The following is a 20,655-nucleotide window of genomic DNA, read 5'->3' on the forward strand; positions in this document are numbered from 1 at the left end:
CCGCACCTCGCCGCGTTGCCGTCGGTCAACGACGCTCCGCGTCGCCTCCCTCCTCCGCCTTGCGACGCACAGCACCAGCCGCCGCTCCCTGATCCGGCAAGACCCAAACGACAGGCCCTAGGTGGACACCACTCTCTGCGGGAGGCGGTACGCGATCGTGCCGTACCAGGCGTAGGAGACCGCGAAGCCGAAGGTGAGGCAGATGATCCCGCCCACCGCGTCCATCCAGAAGTGGTTCGCCGTCGCCATGATGACCAGCAGTGTCAGCGTCGGGTAGAGCACGCCGAGCAGCTTCACCCACAGCGGCCTCGCCAGCACGGCGATGGTGATGCCCGCCCACACGGACCAGCCCACGTGCATCGAGGGCATGGCCGCGTACTGGTTGGAGACGTTGGCGAGGTTGCCCTCGGACATCGAGCCCATGGTCTCGTGCACCCGCACGGTGTCGATGAAGTCCATGCCCTCCATCAGCCGCGGCGGCGCCAGCGGGAAGAGGTAGTACCCGACGAGGGCGAAGCAGGTGGTGATGGCGAGGGCGAGCCGCACGGCGGCGTAGCGGCCGGGCTGGCCGCGGTAGAGCCAGACGAGCACGCCGATGGTGACGACGTAATGGAGCGTGCCGTAGTAGTAGTTCATCGACACGACGAGCCAGGTGACGCCGTCGACCGCGTGGTTGAGCGAGCGCTCGAAGGCGAGCCCGAGGCTCTCCTGGAAGCTCCAGATCCGGTCCGCGTTCTTCAGCGCCTGCGCCTCCTGCTCGGGCACGGCGTTGCGGATGATCGAGTACGTCCAGTAGACGAGCGCGACGAGCATGATCTCGAACCAGAGCCGCGGCGGGCGCGGCGAGCGCATCCGGTCCAGGAGGGCGCGCAGCCGCTGCCCGGACGGCGCCGGGGATCTGTGTCTCTCCTCGGCGTCCGAGTCGGTCGAGGAAACGGGTGTCCGCCGGTCCTGCAGAGTCCTCGCAATCTCCGCTGGCCGGGGAGCAAGGTCCCGGGAATACGACGCGCCCATGGGGAGACAGTTTGCCAGACGAACGGGGCTCGTCAGATCATCCCCCGGTGCCGCATCGGTCCCGGTATCTCCTCCCCGCGCGGTAGGCCGCGGCGGGTCGGCGCGGCCGCCGGAGTGCGGCAGGCCCCGCGCCGGATGGGGAGGAGCGGCGCGGGACCCGGCTCGTGGGGGTGGTGCGGGTCAGGCGACGGGCTGCAGCCAGCCGGTCAGCCGGACGGTGTCCTCGCCGTACGTGCGGTCCAGCTCGCGCCGCAGCTCGGGGGTGGCGGCGACGACTTCGAGTTCGACGGCGTTGCGCACCGGGTCGACGCCGGAGGTGAGCACGCCCTCGACCTCCTTGTCGAGCCGCTTCTGGACGCGCGCCAGCTCCTCCTCGGTGTGCTCGGCGCCGACGACGCACAGCGGGCCGTCCCACACGTCGCGCAGCTCGCGCTCGGCGGTGCCGGGGCCGCCGCCGTCACCGGCTTCGGCGAACCTGATGTTGACGATGCCGCCGTCGAGCCAGGAGCCGGCGTAGCCGGGCATCTTCGCGGCCTCGTCCAGCAGCCGCTGCCGGCCGGCCTCGTCCCGGGCGGCGTCCTTCCCGCCGTCGGCCCCGCCGCCGTCCTTCAGCTCCGCGCAGGGGGTGCCGAAGTCCGCGGCAGGCTCGGGTCCGCCCGGCCCGGCGCCGTCGCCGGCGGGCTTCGGCTTCTCGGCGGGGGTGAAGCGCTCGCCGTCCCAGGTGCCGACGAGTTCCAGCTGATCGGTGTACGTGGTGCCCCTGGCGCGGTGCGCGCGTACGTCGTCCCATTCCCAGCCGACGATGTCCGGGCCGCCGCACTGCGGCGGCATCGACTCGGCGAGCGTGCGGCAGAGCTGGGGGCCGTGCTCGCCGTTCTCCAGGACCGTGGCCTGGACGCGGTAGAGCTGGGCGGCAGGGTCGACGTCCCCGCGGCTTCCGTCGCCGGCGGACCCGGAGGCGTCCTCCGAGCCGCAGCCGGCGACCAGCACCGCGGTGGCGAGGGCCGCGGCCGCGGCCGCGGAGATGCGCAGTGGGCTCGTTCCGTTCGGGCTCGTTCCGTTCATGACTCTCGGACGGGGCCGCTCCGGATCGGGTTCCCTCCGGGCCCGCCGCGCCCGGCGGTTCAGTCGTCGAGCGCCGCGCGGATCAGCCGGGCCGTCGCGGCGGCGTCCTCCTCGTCCCGGTACCTGGTCCGGGGCCAGAAGAAGCCGCGCAGGCCGTCCTTGCGGTTGCGCGGTACGACGTGCACGTGCAGGTGGGGCACGGACTGGCTCACCCGGTTGTTCATCGCGACGAACGACCCGGCGGCGCCCATGCCCCGCTCCACGGCGCCGGTCAGCCGCCGGACCCGTACGAAGAACGGGCCGGTCTCGGGCTCCGGCAGGTCGGTGAAGGTCTCCACGTGGTGGCGGGGGATCACCAGGACGTGGCCGGCGAAGACCGGGCGGGCGTCGAGGAAGGCGACGGCCACCTCGTCCGCGTAGACCCGGTGGCTCGGGATCTCACCGTCGGCAATGGCACAGAAGGTGCAGTTCACCCCTCCAGTCAACACCGGGCGGGCGGCATCGCAGGGCGCGCGGCGGGCAGATGCACCGCACGCGGCCGCAGTTCGGGCAGACGGGCACGAGCGCGTTCATGGCTCCCAATCTCCCCCGCCGGCCTGAGGATCGGATGAGAACAGCGTGGACAATCGCTGAAGCCCCGGCCATTGACAGCGCCTCCGGCCCTGACTAAGTACCTCGGTTAACTGTTCGGTAACCACCCCGTTGGAGGCCCCGGTGCGCGCTCGGCTCACGGTCCTGACCACCGTCGCGGCGCTCGCGCTCGGACTCCTGGCCCCCACCGCGCTCGCCGGTCCCGCCGATCCGGCGGAGGCGGCGGAGGCGGCGGAGGCGGCGGAGGCGGCCGGACAGCCCGTACGGGACCAGCAGCCCAGCGGCGGCGAGCGCGGCGGCTGCGACCCCATCGGCCCCGCCGGCGACTGCCTGCTGCCGTTCCCCAACGACTGGTACACCGAGCGGGACCGCCGCACGGACACCGGCCGCCGGGTCGCGTTCGAGCCGTCCGCCATGCCCGCCAACGCCGCCGGCACCCGAGTCGACCCCGCCGAGTGGAACCGCAGCGACGGCTTCTCGCCCGGCTCGATGATCCTCGCCCACGTGCCCGGCCTCGACCTCGGCGAGACCGGCGCCGCGCCGCTCACCGACATCGGCGCCTCCCTCGACCGCGACGCGCCGGTCGTGCTCCTCGACGCCGACACCGGCAAGCGCCACCCGTACTGGGCCGAGCTGGACGCCAACGCCACCGACCCCGCCCGCCGGGCCCTGATCGTCCGCCCCGCCCGCAACCTCGAAGAGGGCCACCGCTACGTCGTCGCGCTGCGCCGCCTCAAGGACGGCGACGGCCGCGCGATCCCCGCCCCCGCCGCCTTCCGCCGCGTGGACGGCCCGGCGCTGCGCGGGAGCGACCCCCTCCACGAGCGCCAGCGCGACCACCGCCAGGTCCGGCGCGACCTCGACCGCGCCGGCGTCCAGTCCCGCGGGCTCTACCTCGCCTGGGACTTCACCGTCGCCAGCGAACGCAGCCTGAGCGAGCGGATGCTGCACCTGCGCGACGACGCCTTCGCCGGCCTCGGCAAGGGCGTACCGGAGCACCTGGTGTACGAGGTGAAGGACCACCCCGCCGACGACCCCGTCGCCCGCACGGTCCGCGGCGTCTACAACGTCCCCAGCTACCTCGACGCCCCCGGCGGCCCGCCCGGCTCCGGCTTCCACCGCGCCGGCGGCGGCAAGGACGCGCTGCCCGCCCGGCTGCCCGGCAACAACCAGGTGGTGCCGTTCCAGTGCGAGATACCGCGCGCCGCCCTCGGCGGCCCGGACGGGCCCGGCGAGGCGGCCCGGCCCGTCCTGTACGGCCACGGGCTCCTCGGCAACGAGACGCAGGTCGGCTCCCGCACGCAGCGCGAGCTGGCAGCCCGCGGGAACTTCGTCATGTGCGCCACGAAGTGGCAGGGCATGTCCGACGAGGACATCCCCTTCATCGCAAGCACGCTGCAAGACCTCAGCGGCTTCCCCGCGGTCGCCGACCGGCTCCAGCAGGGCGTGCTCAACACCCTGTGGCTCGGCCGCCTCATGCGGCACGCGGACGGGCTCGCCGCCGACGCCGCCTTCCGCGGCGCCGACGGAGCGAGCGCGCTCGACGTCCGCGCCCGGCTCGGCTACGTCGGCCACAGCCAGGGCGGCATCATGGGCGGCATGTACACCGCCGTGGCGCAGGACAGCACGCGCTCGGTGCTCGGCGTGCCGGCGATGAACTACAGCACGCTGCTCAACCGCAGCGTCGACTTCGCGCCCTTCCAGCAGGTCCTGGACCAGGCGTACCCCGACAAGCTCCGCCAGCAACTCGGCTTCGCGCTCATGCAGATGCTCTGGGACCGCGGCGAGGCGAACGGCTACGCCGGGCACATGACGTCAGAACCGCTGCCGCGCACCCCGCGCCACCAGGTGCTGATGCACGTCGCGTACGGCGACCACCAGGTCTCCCCCACCGCCGCCGAGGTACAGGCCCGTACGGTCGGCGCCCGGATCCACACCCCCGCGGTGGCCGACGGGCGCAGCCCCGACGAGGAGCCGTACTGGGGGATACGGAAGCTGCGCTACCCGTACGCCGGCTCCGGGATGCTGGTCTGGGACAGCGGCAGCCCGTACCAGCCGCTGACGAACACGCCGCCCGCCGAGGGCCGGGACCCGCACAGCGACCCGCGCGACGATCCCGCCGCGCAACGGCAGATGGCGGAGTTCCTGAACACCGGCAGGATCGTGGACGTCTGCGGCGACGCGCCCTGCACGGCCGCTCCGGCCGGGTGAGGCGCTGCCGGTGAGCGGGTGCTCACCGTACGATCGGCGCATGACTTCGAGTGAGCAGAACACGCCGCCCGCCCGCAAGGACCCGTGGGCGCTGCCCGACGTCTCGGGGCTGGTCGTCGGCGTGCTGGGCGGCACCGGCGACCAGGGCCGCGGACTGGCGTACCGGCTGGCGCGGGCCGGGCAGCGGGTCGTCGTCGGCTCCCGGAAGCAGGAGCGGGCCGAGGAGGCGGCGGCCGGTCTCGGCAACGGCGTCGAAGGCGCGGACAACGCGGAGTGCGCGCGGCGCAGCGACGTGGTGGTCGTCGCGGTGCCGTGGGAGGGGCACGAGGCGACGGTGACGGCGCTGCGCGCGGAGCTGGCGGGCAAGCTCGTCGTGGACTGCGTGAACCCGCTGGGGTTCGACAAGAAGGGCGCGTACGCGATCCGCCCCGCCGAGGGCAGCGCGGCCGAGCAGGCGGCGGCGCTGCTGCCCGAGTCGCGGGTCACGGCGGCGTTCCACCACCTGTCGGCGGTGCTGCTGCAGGACCCGGAGGTGGAGCGGATCGAGACGGACGTGATGGTGCTGGGCGAGTCCCGGGAGGACACGGACGTCGTGCAGGCGCTGGCCGGGCTGATCCCGGGGATGCGCGGCGTGTACGCGGGCCGGCTGCGCAACGCGCACCAGGTCGAGTCGCTGGTGGCGAACCTCATCTCGGTCAACCGCCGCTACCGCGCGCACGCCGGAGTGCGGCTGACGGACGTCTGACGGCGGCCGGGGCCCGGCCGGGGACCCCGCCCGGAGGTCCGGGGGCGGTGCCGGGACGGTACGGCGTGGGGGCACAATGGACCCGCACGCCGTACCCCCCGAGGAGCCCGTCCCGATGCCGTCCGAGCCCCGCCAGCCCGCGTCCTTCCTCACCGAGCCCAACCGGCTCGCGGTCTTCACCGCCGTCGTGTGCGCGCTGTCGGTGGCCGCGGCCGTGGTGTCGTTCGCGAAGGGCTACTGGATCGGGGCGGTCTGGGTGCTGCTGGCCGGGCTGTCGTCGAACATGACGTGGTACTACGTCCGCCGCGCGCGGCTGGCCCGCGAACAGGAGCAGGGCCCGACGGGCTAGGGTCTGCCCTGCTCAGGCCGTGCGGCGGCGGCCCCAGCCGAAGAAGTACACGGCCGCGCCGAGCGAGACGGCGAAGACGCCGCTCGCGGTGATCGCGGGCCAGACGTCGTCGCCGCGGACCGCGGGGGCGCCCGGCGAGCCCATCGCGGGCGCGCGGCCGGGGTTCTTGCCGTCACCCGTGGTGTGCGGCGCGTCCTCCTGTACGGGGACGGAAACGGCGGCCTGCGTCGCGGCGGGCAGCGCCAGGGCCTCGGCGGGGGCGGCGACGGCCGCCCAGAGCAGCGGCGCGGCGAGGCCGGAGAGCAGCAGACGGCGGCCGGGGTGTCGTCCGGGGGGCATGGGCGGGGTTTCCTCTCCACGGGGCCGGCGGCGCCGGCGGCTGCGGGGGCGCCGGCCGGACCAGGTCTTTCCGCCAGCGTCCGCGCGGCCACCGCCGGTGCCGTGTCGGCACGGCGGCGGACACCCGCATGCAGTTAATAAGATCACCGCATCGGCGCAGCATCCCTGCGCCGGAGTGCCCGCCGCCCCCGCGGACTCAGTGGAAGGTGTGCTCCTCGGCCGGGAACGCCGCCGCACCGACGTCCTCGGCGAACGCCTTGGCCGCGTCGCCGAGGCTCTGCCGCAGCTGCGCGTACTGCTTGACGAAGCGCGGCAGCTTGCCGCCCGTCAGGCCCACCATGTCGGTCCAGACGAGCACCTGCGCGTCGGTGTCGGGGCCCGCGCCGATGCCGATCGTCGGAATCTCCAGCGAGCGCGTCACCTCGGCGGCCAGCTCCGCCGGCACCAGCTCCAGCACCACCGCGAACGCGCCCGCCTCCTGCGCCGCCTTCGCGTCGCGCACCAGCCGGTGGGCGTCCTCGTCGGAGCGGCCCTGGACCCGGTATCCCATGGCGTTGACGGACTGCGGGGTGAGGCCGAGGTGCGACATCACGGGGATGCCGGACTCCACCAGCAGCTCGGTCTGGCGCAGCGACCGCTCGCCGCCCTCCAGCTTCACCGCGCCCACGCCCGCGTCCTTGACCAGCCGCGTCGCCGAGCGGAGCGCCTGGACCGGGCCTTCCTGGTACGAGCCGAAGGGCAGGTCGCCGACGACCAGGGCGCGCCGGGTGCCGCGGACCACCGCGGCGGAGAGCATCGTCATCTCGTCCAGCGTCACCGGCACGGTGGTGTCGTAGCCGAGGTGGACGTTGCCCATGGAGTCGCCGACCAGCAGCACGGGGATGCCGGCCTCGTCGAAGATGCCGGCGGTGGTCGAGTCGTACGCGGTCAGCATGGGCCACTTCTCGCCGCGCCCCTTGGCCGCGGCCAGGTCCCGGATCGTCACCCGGCGGCCCTTGCCGCCACCGTCCCCGCCGTACAGCGCCGGGGCGGAGTCGGCCCCGCCGGGCGTCTTGCGGGCATGCGAAACGTGCGTCATCGCAAACGCTCCTTCGTCATCTCGAGGCGCCCTGACGGCGTCCCCGGACCACTTCCATGCTGGCACGCCGCACCGGCGAACGACACCCCGGCCCCGGCACGTGTGCGGAACGTCGCACGCACCCGCGTGTCGAGCCTGTGACCTGCTGTTCGACACTTGACCGCGCCTTGGGGGGACCTTTGTGATACGGAACGGCGCCGTCTCGGAATGCGCGCTAGCGTGGTTTTCATGGACACCGCGCACCGGATTGCCCCGGAGGTCCACCGCCGCCGCTGGCTCATCCTCGGGGTGCTCGTCTTCAGCCTGCTCGTCGTCGTCCTCGACAACTCCATCCTCAACGTCGCGATGAAGACCATCGCCACCCCCGCCCCCACCGGCCTCGGCGCCAGCCAGAGCGAGCTGGAGTGGGCGATCGACGCGTACACACTGGCCTTCGCGGGCCTGCTGTTCACCGCGGGCGTCCTGGGCGACCGGCTGGGGCGCAAGCGGGTCCTGCTCGGCGGCATGGTCGTCTTCGGCATCGGCTCGGTGCTCGCCGCGTTCTCCGGCAGCCCGGCCGAGCTGATCGCCTTCCGCACCCTGATGGGCATGGGCGGCGCGTTCGTCCTGCCCGCCACGCTGGCCATCATCGTGAACGTCTTCGAGCGCGACGAGCAGCCCCGGGCCATCGGCATCTGGGCCGGGGCCGTGGGCCTGGCCATCGCCATCGGGCCCATCACCGGCGGGCTGCTGCTGGAGCACTTCTGGTGGGGCTCGGTCTTCCTGGTCAACGTGCCGATCATCAGCGTCGCGCTGATCGGGATGGCGCTGGTCGTCCCCGACTCCAAGGACCCGGCCCCCGGCCGGATCGACCCCACGGGCGTGCTGCTGTCCATCGCCGGCCTGGTGCTGATCGTCTACGGCGTGGTCCGGGGCGGCCAGCGCGCCGACTTCGGCGCCCCGGAGGTCTGGGGCACGATCGCCGGCGGCGCGCTCGTCATCGCACTCTTCGTCCGGTACGAGCGTCGCAGCCGGCACCCGGCGCTCGACATGCGGTGGTTCCGGAACCCGCGCTTCTCGGCCTCGGTCGCCGTCATCGGCCTGGTGTTCTTCGCGCTCATGGGCGTGACGTTCTTCATGGTCTTCTACATCCAGAGCGTCCGCGGCCTCTCGCCGCTGGACTCCGGCCTGCTCCTGCTGCCGCTGGCCGTCGCACAGCTGATCTTCGCGCCGCGGTCCCGGCTGGTGGTCGACCGGTTCGGCGCCCGGGCGGTGTGCACGGTGGCCATGCTCGCCATCGCCGCCGCCTTCGCCGGCTTCCTGCTGCTGGACGAGTCGTCGCCGCTGTGGGTGCTGGAGGCGCTGTTCTTCCTCATGGGCACCGCGATGGCGCACGTCATGCCGCCGGCCACCACCTCGATCATGCAGTCGCTGCCGCCCGAGAAGGCCGGCGCCGGCTCCTCGGTCAACAACACCTTCCGGCAGGTCGGCGGCGCCCTCGGGGTCGCCGTGCTCGGCTCGCTGCTGTCGTCGGTCTACCGCGGCCAGGTGAACCTGCCCGCGGGGGCGCCGAGCGCGGCCGGCGAGTCCATCGAGGCCACCCGCACCTTCGCGGAGCGCGCCGGGCCCGCCGGGAAGAAGCTGATCGGCGAGGCGAACAACGCGTTCATCGACGCGATGCACGTGACGTCGCTGGCGGCGGCGGTCGCCGCGGTGCTCGGCGCGGTGGTGGCCGCGGCGTTCATGCCCGCGAAGGACCGCGGCGCGAGCGGGCCGGCGCCGGACAGGGAGAATGTGCCCTCCACGCGGAACTAGCCGCGGGCGAAGGGCAGGGCGGACGGCACGGTGGCTCTCAGGGAGCGGCACGCGGACGGGCACGGGCGGCGGCACGGCGAGCCGTACGGGGAGGGCGCGCGTGCCGGCGTACGGGACGACGGGGCCGCCCCCGGCGGCACCGGCAGGCCGCCGGGACCACCCGGACCGCCGGGACCGCCCCGGCCGCGGCGCGGCCGGCCCCGCAGCGAGGCCGTCGAGCGCGCCATCACCGAGGCGGTGCTGAGCCTCGCCGGCGAGGGCGGTTCGCTCGCCGAGCTGTCCGTCGAGCGGATCGCCCGTACCGCGGGCGTCGGCAAGGCCGCGATCTACCGCCGCTGGCCCGGCAAGGACGAGCTGCTGGCCGACGTGCTCGCCGCCCTGGAGGGCCCGCCGCCGGACCCGCGCGGCGGGCCCGTACGCGACGACCTCGTCGCGCTCGTGGACTTCCTGCGCACCCGCGCCCTCGACCGGCGCTCCGCCGCCCTGCTGCACCTCGCGCTCACCGAGGCCGGCACCCACCCCGCGCTCGCCCGCCGCTGCCGCGAGGCGGTCCTCGCGCCCCGCACGGCCGCCGTACGGGAGGTGCTGCGCCGCGGCGTCGCGAGCGGGGAGCTGCGCGCCGGCCTCGACCCCGAGCTGCTGGCCGACCTGTTCACCGGGCCCGTGCTGGCCCGCGCCGTGCTGCACCCGGGGCAGCCGCTGCCCGCCGGTACGGCCGCGCAGGTCGTCGACGCCGTGCTGGACGGCGTGCGTTCACCTGACCGATGAAATGTCCCGCTTTCGCTACGGTGACCTTTCCGGCGGGCCCCGCCCGCAACTCGCGGCACGGTCCCGTTCGTCAGGTAGGGGACAGCGGGGGCAGTCCGGCAAGTGCAGTGACGTGAGGAACAGCGCATGACGCAGGTGGACATGGCGGAGACCGGCGGCGGCACCGGAGCGACGCACGCGGCCGCCCCCGCGGAGTCGCGCGCGGTGTACTGGCGCCGCCGGCTCCGCGAGGGCCTGGGCCCCGGCACCTGGCGCCGCGGCCTGGTGGTCGCCGCGCTCGCGCTGCTCGACGGCATCGTGATGATGGGCCACGCGGCGATCCCCAACCGGATCGGCAACCTGGGCAGCCTGGTCGAGACGTTCCTGCCGTGGTTCGGCCTCGCCGTGCCGGTGCTGCTGGTGTGCGCGCTGTGGCGGCGGTCGCTGACCGCGGTGTGCGCGCTGGTACTGCCGGTGTTCGTCTGGTTCAACCTCTTCGGCGGGCTGCTCACCGACAAGTCCGCGGGCGGCGGCGACCTCACCGTCGTCAGCCACAACGTCGCCGAGGAGAACACCGACGCCGCCGGCACCGCGCGCAAGCTGGTGGAGTCGGGCGCCGACGTGCTCGCCCTCCAGGAGGTCACCCAGGACAACAGGGCGGCGTACGAGGACGGGCTCGCGAAGGCGTACCCGTACCACGAGGTGGCGGGCACAGTCGGGGTGTGGAGCAGGTTCCCGCTGTCGGACACCCGGCCCGTGGACATCCACATGGGCTGGACCCGCGCCCTGCGCACCACCGTCGCCACCGACAGCGGCCCGCTCGCGCTCTACACCGCCCACCTGCCGTCCGTGCGGGTGAAGCTCGACGCCGGCTTCACGGCCAACCAGCGCGACGCGAGCGCCGACGCCCTCGGCGAGGCCATCAAGAACGAGCCCGTCGAGCGCGTGCTGCTCCTCGGCGACCTCAACGGCACGATGAACGACCGGGCGCTGGCGAACATCACCTCGCAGGTGCGCTCCGCGCAGGGCGCGGCGGGCAGCGGCTTCGGGTTCAGCTGGCCGGCGGACTTCCCGATGGCGCGGATCGACCAGATCCTGCTGCGCGGCGTGGAGCCGGTCAGCTCCGACGTGCTGGGCGAGACGGGCAGCGACCACCTCCCGGTCCGGGCCTCGGTGAACCTGTGACGCCCGTCGCCCGCCCGGCGCGCGGCCCCGGCCGCTACGCCCGTTCCCGCCAGCGGTTGGTGATCGGCAGCCGGCGGTCCTTCCCGAAGCCCTTCGGGGAGATCTTCGTGCCCGGCGGGTACTGCCGGCGCTTGTACTCCGCGGTGTCGACCATCCGCAGCACCCGCTCCACCAGCTCCGGGTCGTACCCGCGCCCGACGATCTCCGCGCTGCCGCGGTCGCGGTCGACGTACAGCTCCAGGATCGCGTCGAGCACGTCGTAGTCCGGCAGCGAGTCGGTGTCGAGCTGGCCGGGGCGGAGTTCGGCGCTGGGCGGCTTGGAGATGGAGTTCTCCGGGATCGGCGGGATCTCGTTCCGCTCGGCGGCGGCCGCGTTGCGCCACTTCGCGAGCCGGAAGACGACCGACTTGTAGACGTCCTTGATCGGGCCGTACGCGCCGACCGAGTCGCCGTAGAGCGTCGAGTAGCCCACGGCCAGCTCGCTCTTGTTGCCCGGGGCCAGGACGAGCGGGCCCTCCTGGTTGGAGACGGCCATCAGCAGCGTGCCGCGCAGCCGGGACTGGAGGTTCTCCTCGGCCAGGCCGGTCAGCCCCAGGGACTCCATGTAGGCGTCGAACATCGGGCCGATGGGGACGCTGCGCAGGTGCAGCCCGGTGCGGCGGGCGAGTTCCGCGGCGTCGTCGCGGGAGTGCCGGGAGGAGTAGCGCGACGGCATGGAGATGCCGTGGACGTGCTCGCCGCCGAGCGCGTCGCAGGCGACGGCGGCGACGAGGGACGAGTCGATGCCGCCGGAGAGGCCGACGAGCACCGAGCGGAAGCCGTTCTTCGTCACGTACGCGCGCAGCCCGGTGACCAGCGCCGTGTACATCTCCTCCTCGTCGCTGAGGCGGTCGGCGACCACCCCCGCGTACCGGCGGGCGTACGGCGCCACGGGCTCGGCGGACAGCGTCACGTGCTCGATGCGCAGCCCGTCGTCCGCGATGCCGGCCGGCGGCTCGGCGGCCGCGGCGGGCAGGTCGAGGTCGACGAGCAGGCACTCCTCGGTGAACTGCGCGGCGCGCGCGACGACCTCGCCGCGCGCGTCGACGACGATCGAGTCGCCGTCGTAGACCAACTCGTCCTGGCCGCCGGTCATCGCGACGTACGCCGTCGTGCAGCCCGCCTCCTCGGCGCGCTTGCGGACCAGCTCCAGGCGGGTGTCGTCCTTGTTCAGCTCGTACGGCGAGGCGTTGACGGTGACGAGCAGTCCGGCGCCGGCGATCCGCGCGGACGGCACCCGGCCGCCGTCCTGCCACAGGTCCTCGCAGATCGCGAGCGCGACGTCGACGCCGGCGACCCGGACGACGGGCATCGTGTCGCCGGGGACGAAGTAGCGGAACTCGTCGAAGACGCCGTAGTTGGGCAGGTGGTGCTTGGCGAAGGAGAGGACGACCTCGCCGCGGTGCAGCACGGCCGCCGCGTCCTTGGGGGAGCCCGCGGGCTGCCCGTAGCGGTGCCGCGCGTCGCTGCGGTCGAGGTACCCGACGAGCACCGGGGTCTCGCCCAGGCCCTCGGCGGCCAGCCGCCCGGCGAGCGCGCGCAGCGCGGCGCAGGACGCCTCGACGAAGGAGGAGCGCAGGGCCAGGTCCTCGACGGGGTAGCCGGTGAGCACCATCTCGGGGAACGCCACGAAGTGCGCGCCGCGGTCGGCCGCGTGCCGGGTCCAGCGGACGACGGCGTCGGCGTTGCCGTCGAGGTCGCCGACGGTGGCGTCGATCTGATTCAGCGCGAGGCGAAGTTGAGGCACGGGCCCATTTTATCGTCTGTCTGACGCAATACCGTGCCCGGGGCCGGGCGGCCTGCGTCACAGAATGTTCGCCCAGATTTGTGACCCGACCCAGTTCACCGGCAACCGCCGGATCGGCATCGTGACGCGGGCACCCCTTCGCCCGTACGCAGCCACCGACACACCCCTGGACCGGGAGGACCCCCCATGGAGCGCCGCTCGTTTCTCCGCGCAGTGACCGCAGGCACCGGCGCCGTCGCCGTCACCGGCGGACTCTGGCACGCCGCCGCGACGCCGGCGGCGGCAGCCGCGGCGGACAGCCCGTACGGCCCGCTGCTGGCCCCCGACGCCAACGGGCTCGCGCTGCCGCAGGGCTTCACGGGCCGCGTCGTCGCCCGCTCCACCCGCTCGGTCGGCGGCATCACGTGGCACGGCGCCCCGGACGGCGGCGCGTGCTACGCCGACGGCGACGGCTGGATCTACGTCTCCAACTCCGAACTGCCGCTGATCGGCGGCGCCTCCGCGATCCGCTTCGGACCGGACGGCTCGGTGACGGCGGCCCGCCGCATCCTGGACGGCACGAACCTCAACTGCGCGGGCGGGGCGACGCCCTGGAACACGTGGCTGTCGTGCGAGGAGACGTACCGCGGCAAGGTCTACGAGACGGACCCGTACGGCAACCGCTCGGCGTCCTCGTACGGCGCGATGGGCCGCTTCAAGCACGAGGCGGCGGCGTGCGACACGGACCGCCGGGTCGTCTACCTCACGGAGGACGAGGACGACGGCTGCTTCTACCGCTTCACGCCGACGTCCTGGGGCTCCTGGGGCGCGCTGTCGTCGGGCCGCCTCGACGTGCTGTGCGACGCGGGCGGCGGGGCGGTGGAGTGGCGCGAGGTCCCGGACCCGGACGCGCCGTGGCCGTGGGAGCAGACGCGGGCGCAGGTCGACGAGGCGCTGCACTTCGACGGCGGCGAGGGCTGCTACTACTCGCCGCAGGCGGGCGTCTGCTACTTCACGACGAAGGGCGACAACCGCGTCTGGGCCTACGACGCGGGCGCCAACTCCCTGGCGGTGGTCTACGACGCCGACGAGCCGCTGGGCACGGTCGACAACATCACGGGCCGCGCGGGCGGCGACCTGTACGTCGCCGAGGACGGCGGCAACATGGAGATCAACATCATCACTCCCACGGGCACGGTGGCCCCGGTGGTCCGCATCGACGGCCACCCGGAGTCGGAGATCACGGGTCCGGCGTTCTCCCCGGACGGCTCGCGGCTGTACTTCTCGTCGCAGCGGGGCGAAAGCGGCTTCGTGGCCGGCACGGACGGCGTCACGTACGAGGTCCACGGCCCGTTCCGCGCGTAACCCTCCGCCCCCCGAAACGGTGACGCCCCGCCCCTTTTCCTGCGGGGCGCCCGGCCCCTCGGGCAGCATCCCGCCCCATGGATGCCGTGCGCGTGGCGCTGTTGCGGGAAGTGCTGGCCGGGACCGAGTGGCCCGGGGCGGCGCGGCGGTTCGCCGGGGCGCTGCGGGGGGCCGTCGAGGCGCAGGGGGGCGGGCTGCTGCTGGTGGGCACCGAGGCGTACGAGCCGTGGCACCTCGCCGCCCACCTCGACGACGAGGCCGTCTGGTCCGGCCTGCCCGCCCTGTCCCCCACCCTCGTACGCCACCGGGTGCCGAAGGCCGGCCCCGCCCACCTCGGCGTCGGGCTCGGCCGGCTGGAGGCCGCCGGGCGCGGCGAGACCGTGCTCGTCGTCGCCCCGGACGAGCCCGGCGGCGCGCTGCTGGAGCGCGTCGGCGACGCCCGCCGCGCCGGGGCCGCGGTGCTCGCGCTCGACGGCGGCTCCACCGAGCTGCCGGGGCTCGCCCACGAGCTGCTCACCGTCCCCGGCGACAGCGGCGACATCGACCTGGAGACCGTCCAGCACCTCGTCAGCGCCGCCACCGGCGAGAACCGCGCCCCCTCGGCCCGCTCCGCCGCGTCCGCCACCTCCGCCGGCTCCGCCCGCTCCGGCTTCCGCGACCGCCTCGCCCGCCTCGCCGAGGTGCTCTCCTCCCCTCCCCCGCCCCGCTGGTGACGCCGGCTGCGTAATTCCCTTGCGGGCCGCCCCCCGGCACCCGACCATGGCCCCTCGTGGCCGACCGATCCCCCGCCTACCGCGACCTCCTCCCCGACCTCTCGCCCTGGCACGCCTCGCGCGACTTCCGCCTCATGTGGGTGGCCGGGCTCATCACCGCGTTCGGCAGCTTCCTCACCTTCGTCGCCCTGCCCGTGCAGGTGAAGGAGCTGACCGGCTCGGCCCTCGCGGTCGGCGCCATCGGCACCGTGGAGCTGGTCCCGCTCATCGTCTTCGGCCTCTACGGCGGCGCCCTCGCCGACGCCATGGACAAGCGCAAGCTGATCATCTACAGCGAGGCGGGCCTCGGGCTCGCCTCCGCCGTCCTGCTCGTCAACAGCCTGCTGCCGGAGCCGATGCTCTGGCCCCTGTACCTGGTCGCCGCGCTCACCAGCGCGCTGACCGGCATCCAGCGCCCGGCCCTGGACTCGATCGTCCCGCGCATCGTGCCGCACGAGCAGCTGCCCGCCGCCGCCGCGCTCAACTCCCTGCGCTGGCAGCTCGGCGGCATCGCGGGGCCCGCGCTCGCCGGGTTCATCGTCGCGTACGCCGGGCTGCCCTGGGCGTACGCGCTGGACGCCGGGACGTTCGCCGTCTCCGTCGGGCTGGCGCTCATGCTCGCCCCCTCGCCCGCCGCCCGCGAGGCGGTGGCGCCGAGCCTGCGCGCCATCGCGGAGGGCGCCCGCTACGCCTGGGGCCGCAAGGAGCTGCTGGGCACGTACGCCATCGACCTGGCGGCGATGTTCTTCGCCTTCCCGCTGGCGCTGTTCCCGTTCCTCGCCGACGACCTGGACGCGCCGTGGGCGCTGGGGCTGATGTACGCGGCGCTGCCCGCGGGTTCGCTGCTGGTGAGCCTGACCAGCGGGTGGACCAGGCGGGTGCACCGGCACGGCCGCGCGGTGATGCTGTCGGCGGCCGGCTGGGGGCTGGCGATCACGGCGGCGGGGGTGATGCCGAACGCCTGGGCGGTGCTGTTGCTGCTGACGGTGGCGGGCGCGTTCGACATGGTCAGCGGGGTGTTCCGGGCGGCGATGTGGAACCAGACCATCCCCGACGAGCTGCGCGGCAGGCTGGCGGGCATCGAGCTGCTGTCGTACTCGGTCGGTCCGGTGGCCGGGCAGTTCCGCTCCGGCGGGGTGGCGGCGCTGACGGGCGTGCGGGCGTCGATCTGGTCGGGCGGGCTGATGTGCGCGGGGGCGGTGGTGCTGCTCGCGGCGTGCCTGCCGAAGCTGATGACGTACGACGCGCGCACGAACGAGCACGCGGTACGGGAACGGGAGCGCCGCGCCGCGGCGGCGGCCGGAAAGACGGAGCCCGGCGCCCCGGACGGCGCCCCGGCCCCGGACCCGGCGACGTGACGCCGCGGGACGAAGGGGGCGGCCGGCCGCCGACCGCCCCCGTCCGCTACCGCCTCAGCTCCCCGCTCCGCCCCCGCGGTTCCCGTCGTCGTTCCACCGGGCGTCCTCGTCCCACTCCTCGTTCCGCGCCTCCGCCGTCTCGATCGCCCGCCCCGCCTCCTCCGGCGTCGCGTACGGCCCGAGGCGGTTGAGGGCCTTGCACTGCGGCCCCTCCTCGACCCGCTTGTGCTCCAGGCAGTAGTACCACTCGCCCGGTTTGCCCGCCGACTTCTGCTTGGACCTCTTGAACAGCGCCATCTCGCTCCTCACCTGCGCCGTGCCTGCGCGGTCTGCCGCCGACCATCGTGCCCGATCCCCCGCCGATAGACTCGGATCATGTCTGGCCAGTCGTCGCTGCTCGTACCCGGAACGCTCTCTCCGCCCCGCGCCGTTCCCGCCGCCATCCCCCGCCCCGAGTACGTCGGGAAGAAGGGGCCCGCACCGTACACGGGCCCGGAGGTCCAGGACGCGGAGACCGTCGAGCGGATGCGGACCGCCGGGCGGATCGCCGCCCGGGCGATGGCCGCCGCCGCGGAGCACATCGCGCCCGGGGTGACGACGGACGAGCTGGACCGGGTGGCGCACGAGTACCTGTGCGACCACGGCGCGTACCCCTCCACCCTCGGCTACCGGGGCTTCCCCAAGTCGCTGTGCACCTCGGTCAACGAGGTCATCTGCCATGGGATCCCGGACTCCACCGTGCTGCACGACGGCGACATCGTGAACCTCGACGTCACGGCGTTCATCGGCGGCGTGCACGGCGACAACAACGCCACGTACCTCGTCGGCGACGTCGACGATGCCTCCCGGCTGCTCGTCGAGCGCACCCGCGAGGCGCTGAACCGGGCGATCAAGGCGGTCCGCCCGGGCCGGCAGGTCAACGTCATCGGCCGGGTCATCCAGTCGTACGCCAAGCGCTTCGGCTACGGCGTCGTCCGCGACTTCACCGGGCACGGCGTCAACACCGCCTTCCACTCCGGCCTGATCATCCCCCACTTCGACGACCCGCGGGCGACCACCGTGATGCGGCCCGGGATGACGTTCACGATCGAGCCGATGCTGACCCTCGGGACGTACGAGCACGACATGTGGGACGACGGCTGGACCGTGGTGACCAAGGACCGCAGGCGCACGGCACAGTTCGAGCACACGCTGGTGGTGACGGAGTCGGGGGCGGACATCCTGACCCTGCCGTAGCCGCCCGGTCGATGCCGACACGGCGTCGGGAACCTATTGACTTAGGCAAGCCTAACCAAAGAGAATCGTCACGCCCACCGCCCCGCCGTGCCCCGGAGGCCGCCTTGGACGCGACGCCGTTCTCCACCCTGCTGCGTACCGAATCGCACGACCAGCACACCGAGGCCGAGCAGTCGGCCTTCATGAGCGACCTGCTGGGCGGCGCGCTGGGCGTCGGGGCCTACCGGCGCTACACCGAGCAGCTCTGGTTCGTCTACCGCGCGCTGGAGCGGCACTGGGACGCGCTGGCCGCGGACCCGGTCGCCGGTCCCTTCGTCCAGCCCGAGCTGGCCCGCGTCCCCGAGCTGGAGCGCGACCTCGACTTCCTGCACGGCGGCCCCGGCTGGCGCTCCGGCGCCGCGCCGCTGGCGGCGACCGAGGCGTATGCGGCCCGGATCGAGGAGTGCGCCCGGGACTGGCCCGCGGGCTACGTCGCCCACCACTACACCCGCTACCTCGGCGACCTCTCCGGCGGCCAGATCATCCGCGGCACCGCCGAGAAGATATGGGGCTTCGAGCGCAAGGGCGACGGCGTGCGCTTCTACGTCTTCGAGGGCGTGCCCAACCCGGCCGCGTACAAGCGCGGTTACCGCCGGCTGCTGGACGAGCTGCCCGTCGACGACCTGGAGAAGCAGCGCGTGGTCGAGGAGTGCCGGCGCGCGTTCACGCTCAACACCGGCCTGTTCCGCGCCCTGGAGCCGGCCGGCCCGCTGACCGCCTGACCTGCCCCGCGGCCGGGCGGCCCCCTTGCGTTCGAGTGCACTTGAGGGTGCATGGTCGGGACATGGACAAGCGCACTCTGGGACGTACGGGCATCGAGGTCAGCGCCCTCGGCTTCGGCTGCTGGGCGATCGGCGGCGAGTGGTGGGACGCCGACGGCAACCCGCTGGGCTGGGGCAGGGTCGACGACGCGGAGTCGGTACGGGCCGTGCACCGGGCGCTCGACGGCGGCGTCACCTTCTTCGACACCGCCGACGTCTACGGCACCGGCCACAGCGAGACCGTGCTCGGCCGCGCGCTCGCCGGCCGGCGGGACGACGTCGTCATCGCCACGAAGTGGGGCAACGCCTTCGACGCCGGCCGCCGGACGCTGCTGTCCCGCGACCTGTCCCCCGGCTACGCCCGCCGGGCGCTGACCGACTCGCTCCGCCGGCTGGGCACCGACCGCGTCGACCTGTTCCAGCTGCACATCGGGGACGCCGGCGCCGAGGAGGCGGCGGAACTGCGCGAGGCGTGCGAGGACTTCGTACGGGAGGGGCTGATCCGCGCGTACGGGTGGAGCACCGACGACCCCGGCCGCGCGGCGCTCTTCGCCGAGGGCCCGCACTGCGCCGCGGTGCAGCACCGGCTCAACGTGCTGGAGGACGCTCCGGAGATGCTGGCGCTGTGCGCGGAGCGCGGCCTCGCCAGCATCGACCGCAGCCCGCTGGCGATGGGGCTGCTCTCCGGCGCGTACGACGCGGGCTCGCGGGTCGGCGCCGGCGACATCCGGGCGACGCCGCCGGCGTGGCTGGCGTACTTCGGCGCGGACGGGCGGGTGGCGCCGGGCTGGCTGCCGCGGATCGAGGCGATCCGCGACATCCTCACCTCCGGCGGGCGCACCGTCGCGCAGGGCGCGCTGGCGTGGATCTGGGCCCGCAGCCCGCACACGGTGCCGATCCCCGGCTTCCGCACCGAGGCGCAGGCGGCGCAGAACGCGGGCGCGCTGGCCGCGGGTCCGCTGACCGCGGAGCAACTGGCGGAGATCGACGGGCTGCTGGCGTAGCACATCTCAGGGCCGCAGGGCCCCGAGTCCCGGTCCCGGTCCGCCGGGCCCCGGTCACCGCCGAGCCCCGGCCCTCGGGCCCGCGGGTCCCGTCACGGCCCGGTCGGCGGCAGCGCGCTCGACTCGCGCAGCGCCAGGCCGTACCCCGCAAGCAGCGTCGTCGGCGGCGCCTCCGCCGGGCCCTCTATCCGCGCCAGCAGCGCCTTCACCGCCAGCCTGGCCAGCTCCTGCTTGTCCGGCGCCACGCTGGTCAGCGACGGCACCATGTACCGCGCCTCCTGGACGTCGTCGAAGCCGACCACCGCCAGGCCGTCCGGGATCGCCAGGCCAGCGTCGTGCGCGACGCGCATCGCGCCCGACGCCATCATGTCCGTGAAGCAGAACACCGCGTCCGGCGGCTGCGGCAGCGCCAGCAGTTCCCGCATCGCCGCCGCGCCGCCCGCCCGGGTGTACGAGCCCACGGCGGGCGCCAGCGCCGGGTCGTACGCGATGCCGGCCCCGGCCAGCGCCTCGCGGTGGCCCTGCATGCGCTGCAGGGCGGTGGCCGTCGTGCGCTCGCCGTGCTGCCAGCCGATGACGCCGATGCGGCGGCAGCCGAGGCCGATCAGGTGCCGGGTGGCGTCGCGGGCGGCGGCGACGTTGTCGATGAGGACGTGGTCGGCGGGGACTTCGTAGTCCCGCTCGCCCAGCAGCACGAGCGGGACGCGGCGTCCGCGGGCGGCCAGCGCCGCCTGGTCCAGGCCGAGCGGGCTGAGGAGCACGCCGTCGATGAGCGGGTCGCTGAGGCCGCAGGCGATGCGCAGCTCCTCGGCCGGGTCGCCGCCGGTGACCTCGACCAGCACGGTCTGCCCGCTGTCCTTGGCGGCGGCGATGACGCAGGTGGCCAGCTCCGCGAAGTAGGGCGCGACGAGTTCGGGGACGGCCAGCGCGATGACGCCGCTGCGGCCGGTGCGCAGGTGGCGGGCCGAGGCGTGCGGGCGGTAGCCGAGTTCGTCGATGGCGCGCAGGACGCGCTCGCGGGTCGGCTCGGCGACGCGCGCGGCGCCGCGGACGACGTTCGAGACGGTCTTGATCGAGACACCGGCGCGCTCGGCGACGTCCTTGAGGCGGGCCCCGGACACGGCTTCCTCCCGATTCCTCCGCGGTTGCTGGTGCGCACACCCTACGCCTTGCTGCGCAGGCTGTTGACGTGGTGCGCACGGCGATATACAACGATGCACCAAGAACGTATTACAACGTTGTACAAGCTCGCCGCGG

The 20,655-nt window shown here is 74.1% G+C and carries 20 protein-coding genes; 12 read left to right on the top strand and 8 right to left on the bottom strand.

The annotated features are described in order from the left end of the window. Window positions 1–117: 117 nt before the first annotated feature. The 3 genes from LG396_RS36375 to LG396_RS36385 all read right to left on the bottom strand — a co-directional run bounded on the left by LG396_RS36375 (window position 118) and on the right by LG396_RS36385 (window position 2,552). Entirely contained in the window at window positions 118–852 is a 735-nt protein-coding gene (locus LG396_RS36375; RefSeq protein WP_225797983.1) for a phosphatase PAP2 family protein, read from the bottom strand. A gap of 342 nt (window positions 853–1,194) precedes the next feature. Then, the gene (locus LG396_RS36380; protein ID WP_225797984.1) at window positions 1,195–2,079 is read right to left on the bottom strand and encodes a hypothetical protein; all 885 of its coding nucleotides are present in this window, start codon (window positions 2,077–2,079) and stop codon (window positions 1,195–1,197) included. A 59-nt stretch (window positions 2,080–2,138) separates the two neighbouring features. Continuing rightward, complete coding sequence (locus tag LG396_RS36385; protein WP_100302577.1) at window positions 2,139–2,552, bottom strand: HIT family protein; 414 nt, start codon at window positions 2,550–2,552, stop codon at window positions 2,139–2,141. 241 nt (window positions 2,553–2,793) lie between these two features. Here LG396_RS36385 and LG396_RS36390 point away from each other — a divergent pair, with 241 nt between their 5' ends. The 3 genes from LG396_RS36390 to LG396_RS36400 all read left to right on the top strand — a co-directional run bounded on the left by LG396_RS36390 (window position 2,794) and on the right by LG396_RS36400 (window position 5,975). Beyond that, complete coding sequence (locus LG396_RS36390; protein WP_225797985.1) at window positions 2,794–4,881, top strand: hypothetical protein; 2,088 nt, start codon at window positions 2,794–2,796, stop codon at window positions 4,879–4,881. A gap of 40 nt (window positions 4,882–4,921) precedes the next feature. Beyond that, window positions 4,922–5,626 carry an NADPH-dependent F420 reductase gene (npdG, locus tag LG396_RS36395; protein WP_018844318.1) on the top strand — a complete coding sequence of 235 codons (705 nt, stop codon included), beginning with the start codon at window positions 4,922–4,924 and terminating at the stop codon, window positions 5,624–5,626. A 115-nt stretch (window positions 5,627–5,741) separates the two neighbouring features. Further along, window positions 5,742–5,975: a hypothetical protein gene (locus tag LG396_RS36400; protein WP_225797986.1), complete on the top strand. Its 234-nt coding sequence runs from the start codon at window positions 5,742–5,744 to the stop codon at window positions 5,973–5,975. A 12-nt stretch (window positions 5,976–5,987) separates the two neighbouring features. Here the strand turns inward: LG396_RS36400 and LG396_RS36405 are convergent, their stop codons facing one another. Continuing rightward, window positions 5,988–6,314 (bottom strand): hypothetical protein, encoded by a 327-nt coding sequence (locus LG396_RS36405; protein ID WP_225797987.1) that lies wholly within the window; start codon window positions 6,312–6,314, stop codon window positions 5,988–5,990. 196 nt (window positions 6,315–6,510) lie between these two features. Further along, window positions 6,511–7,392: a 3-methyl-2-oxobutanoate hydroxymethyltransferase gene (gene panB, locus LG396_RS36410; RefSeq protein ID WP_037748240.1), complete on the bottom strand. Its 882-nt coding sequence runs from the start codon at window positions 7,390–7,392 to the stop codon at window positions 6,511–6,513. 228 nt (window positions 7,393–7,620) lie between these two features. Here panB and LG396_RS36415 point away from each other — a divergent pair, with 228 nt between their 5' ends. The 3 genes from LG396_RS36415 (at window position 7,621) to LG396_RS36425 (ending at window position 11,118) form a co-directional block, all read left to right on the top strand. Next, window positions 7,621–9,186: an MFS transporter gene (locus LG396_RS36415; protein WP_100302581.1), complete on the top strand. Its 1,566-nt coding sequence runs from the start codon at window positions 7,621–7,623 to the stop codon at window positions 9,184–9,186. A 30-nt stretch (window positions 9,187–9,216) separates the two neighbouring features. Next, window positions 9,217–9,954, top strand: a complete 738-nt coding sequence (locus tag LG396_RS36420; RefSeq protein WP_225797988.1) for a TetR/AcrR family transcriptional regulator — start codon at window positions 9,217–9,219, stop codon at window positions 9,952–9,954. Window positions 9,955–10,080: 126 nt separating this feature from the next. Then, a complete protein-coding gene (locus LG396_RS36425; RefSeq protein WP_037748232.1) occupies window positions 10,081–11,118 on the top strand; it encodes an endonuclease/exonuclease/phosphatase family protein in 1,038 nt (345 codons plus the stop codon). A 34-nt stretch (window positions 11,119–11,152) separates the two neighbouring features. Here LG396_RS36425 and LG396_RS36430 read toward each other — a convergent pair whose 3' ends face one another. Continuing rightward, window positions 11,153–12,904 carry an NAD+ synthase gene (locus LG396_RS36430; RefSeq protein WP_225797989.1) on the bottom strand — a complete coding sequence of 584 codons (1,752 nt, stop codon included), beginning with the start codon at window positions 12,902–12,904 and terminating at the stop codon, window positions 11,153–11,155. A gap of 186 nt (window positions 12,905–13,090) precedes the next feature. On the opposite strand from LG396_RS36430, the gene LG396_RS36435 reads away from it, so the two are divergent. The 3 genes from LG396_RS36435 to LG396_RS36445 all read left to right on the top strand — a co-directional run bounded on the left by LG396_RS36435 (window position 13,091) and on the right by LG396_RS36445 (window position 16,358). Further along, window positions 13,091–14,248, top strand: coding sequence for an alkaline phosphatase PhoX (locus LG396_RS36435; RefSeq protein ID WP_225797990.1), 1,158 nt, complete (start codon window positions 13,091–13,093; stop codon window positions 14,246–14,248). A 77-nt stretch (window positions 14,249–14,325) separates the two neighbouring features. After that, entirely contained in the window at window positions 14,326–14,961 is a 636-nt protein-coding gene (locus tag LG396_RS36440) for a hypothetical protein (protein ID WP_037748223.1), read from the top strand. 56 nt (window positions 14,962–15,017) lie between these two features. Further along, window positions 15,018–16,358 (top strand): MFS transporter, encoded by a 1,341-nt coding sequence (locus tag LG396_RS36445; RefSeq protein ID WP_225797991.1) that lies wholly within the window; start codon window positions 15,018–15,020, stop codon window positions 16,356–16,358. A gap of 54 nt (window positions 16,359–16,412) precedes the next feature. Here the strand turns inward: LG396_RS36445 and LG396_RS36450 are convergent, their stop codons facing one another. Next, window positions 16,413–16,655, bottom strand: a complete 243-nt coding sequence (locus LG396_RS36450) for a hypothetical protein (RefSeq protein WP_225797992.1) — start codon at window positions 16,653–16,655, stop codon at window positions 16,413–16,415. 78 nt (window positions 16,656–16,733) lie between these two features. Between LG396_RS36450 and map the strand changes: the two genes are divergently transcribed. The 3 genes from map to LG396_RS36465 all read left to right on the top strand — a co-directional run bounded on the left by map (window position 16,734) and on the right by LG396_RS36465 (window position 19,398). Beyond that, entirely contained in the window at window positions 16,734–17,594 is an 861-nt protein-coding gene (map, locus tag LG396_RS36455) for a type I methionyl aminopeptidase (protein WP_225797993.1), read from the top strand. Between the two features lie 104 nt (window positions 17,595–17,698). Continuing rightward, window positions 17,699–18,355 (top strand): biliverdin-producing heme oxygenase, encoded by a 657-nt coding sequence (locus LG396_RS36460; protein WP_018844327.1) that lies wholly within the window; start codon window positions 17,699–17,701, stop codon window positions 18,353–18,355. A 62-nt stretch (window positions 18,356–18,417) separates the two neighbouring features. Next, on the top strand, window positions 18,418–19,398 hold the full coding sequence (locus LG396_RS36465; protein ID WP_225797994.1) for an aldo/keto reductase: 981 nt from the start codon (window positions 18,418–18,420) through the stop codon (window positions 19,396–19,398). Between the two features lie 92 nt (window positions 19,399–19,490). On the opposite strand, the gene LG396_RS36470 is transcribed toward LG396_RS36465, so the two are convergent. Further along, window positions 19,491–20,519: a LacI family DNA-binding transcriptional regulator gene (locus LG396_RS36470; RefSeq protein WP_225797995.1), complete on the bottom strand. Its 1,029-nt coding sequence runs from the start codon at window positions 20,517–20,519 to the stop codon at window positions 19,491–19,493. Window positions 20,520–20,655: the final 136 nt, after the last annotated feature.

It is taken from the genome of Streptomyces aculeolatus (assembly GCF_020400605.1).
GTDB lineage: Bacteria > Actinomycetota > Actinomycetes > Streptomycetales > Streptomycetaceae > Streptomyces > Streptomyces aculeolatus.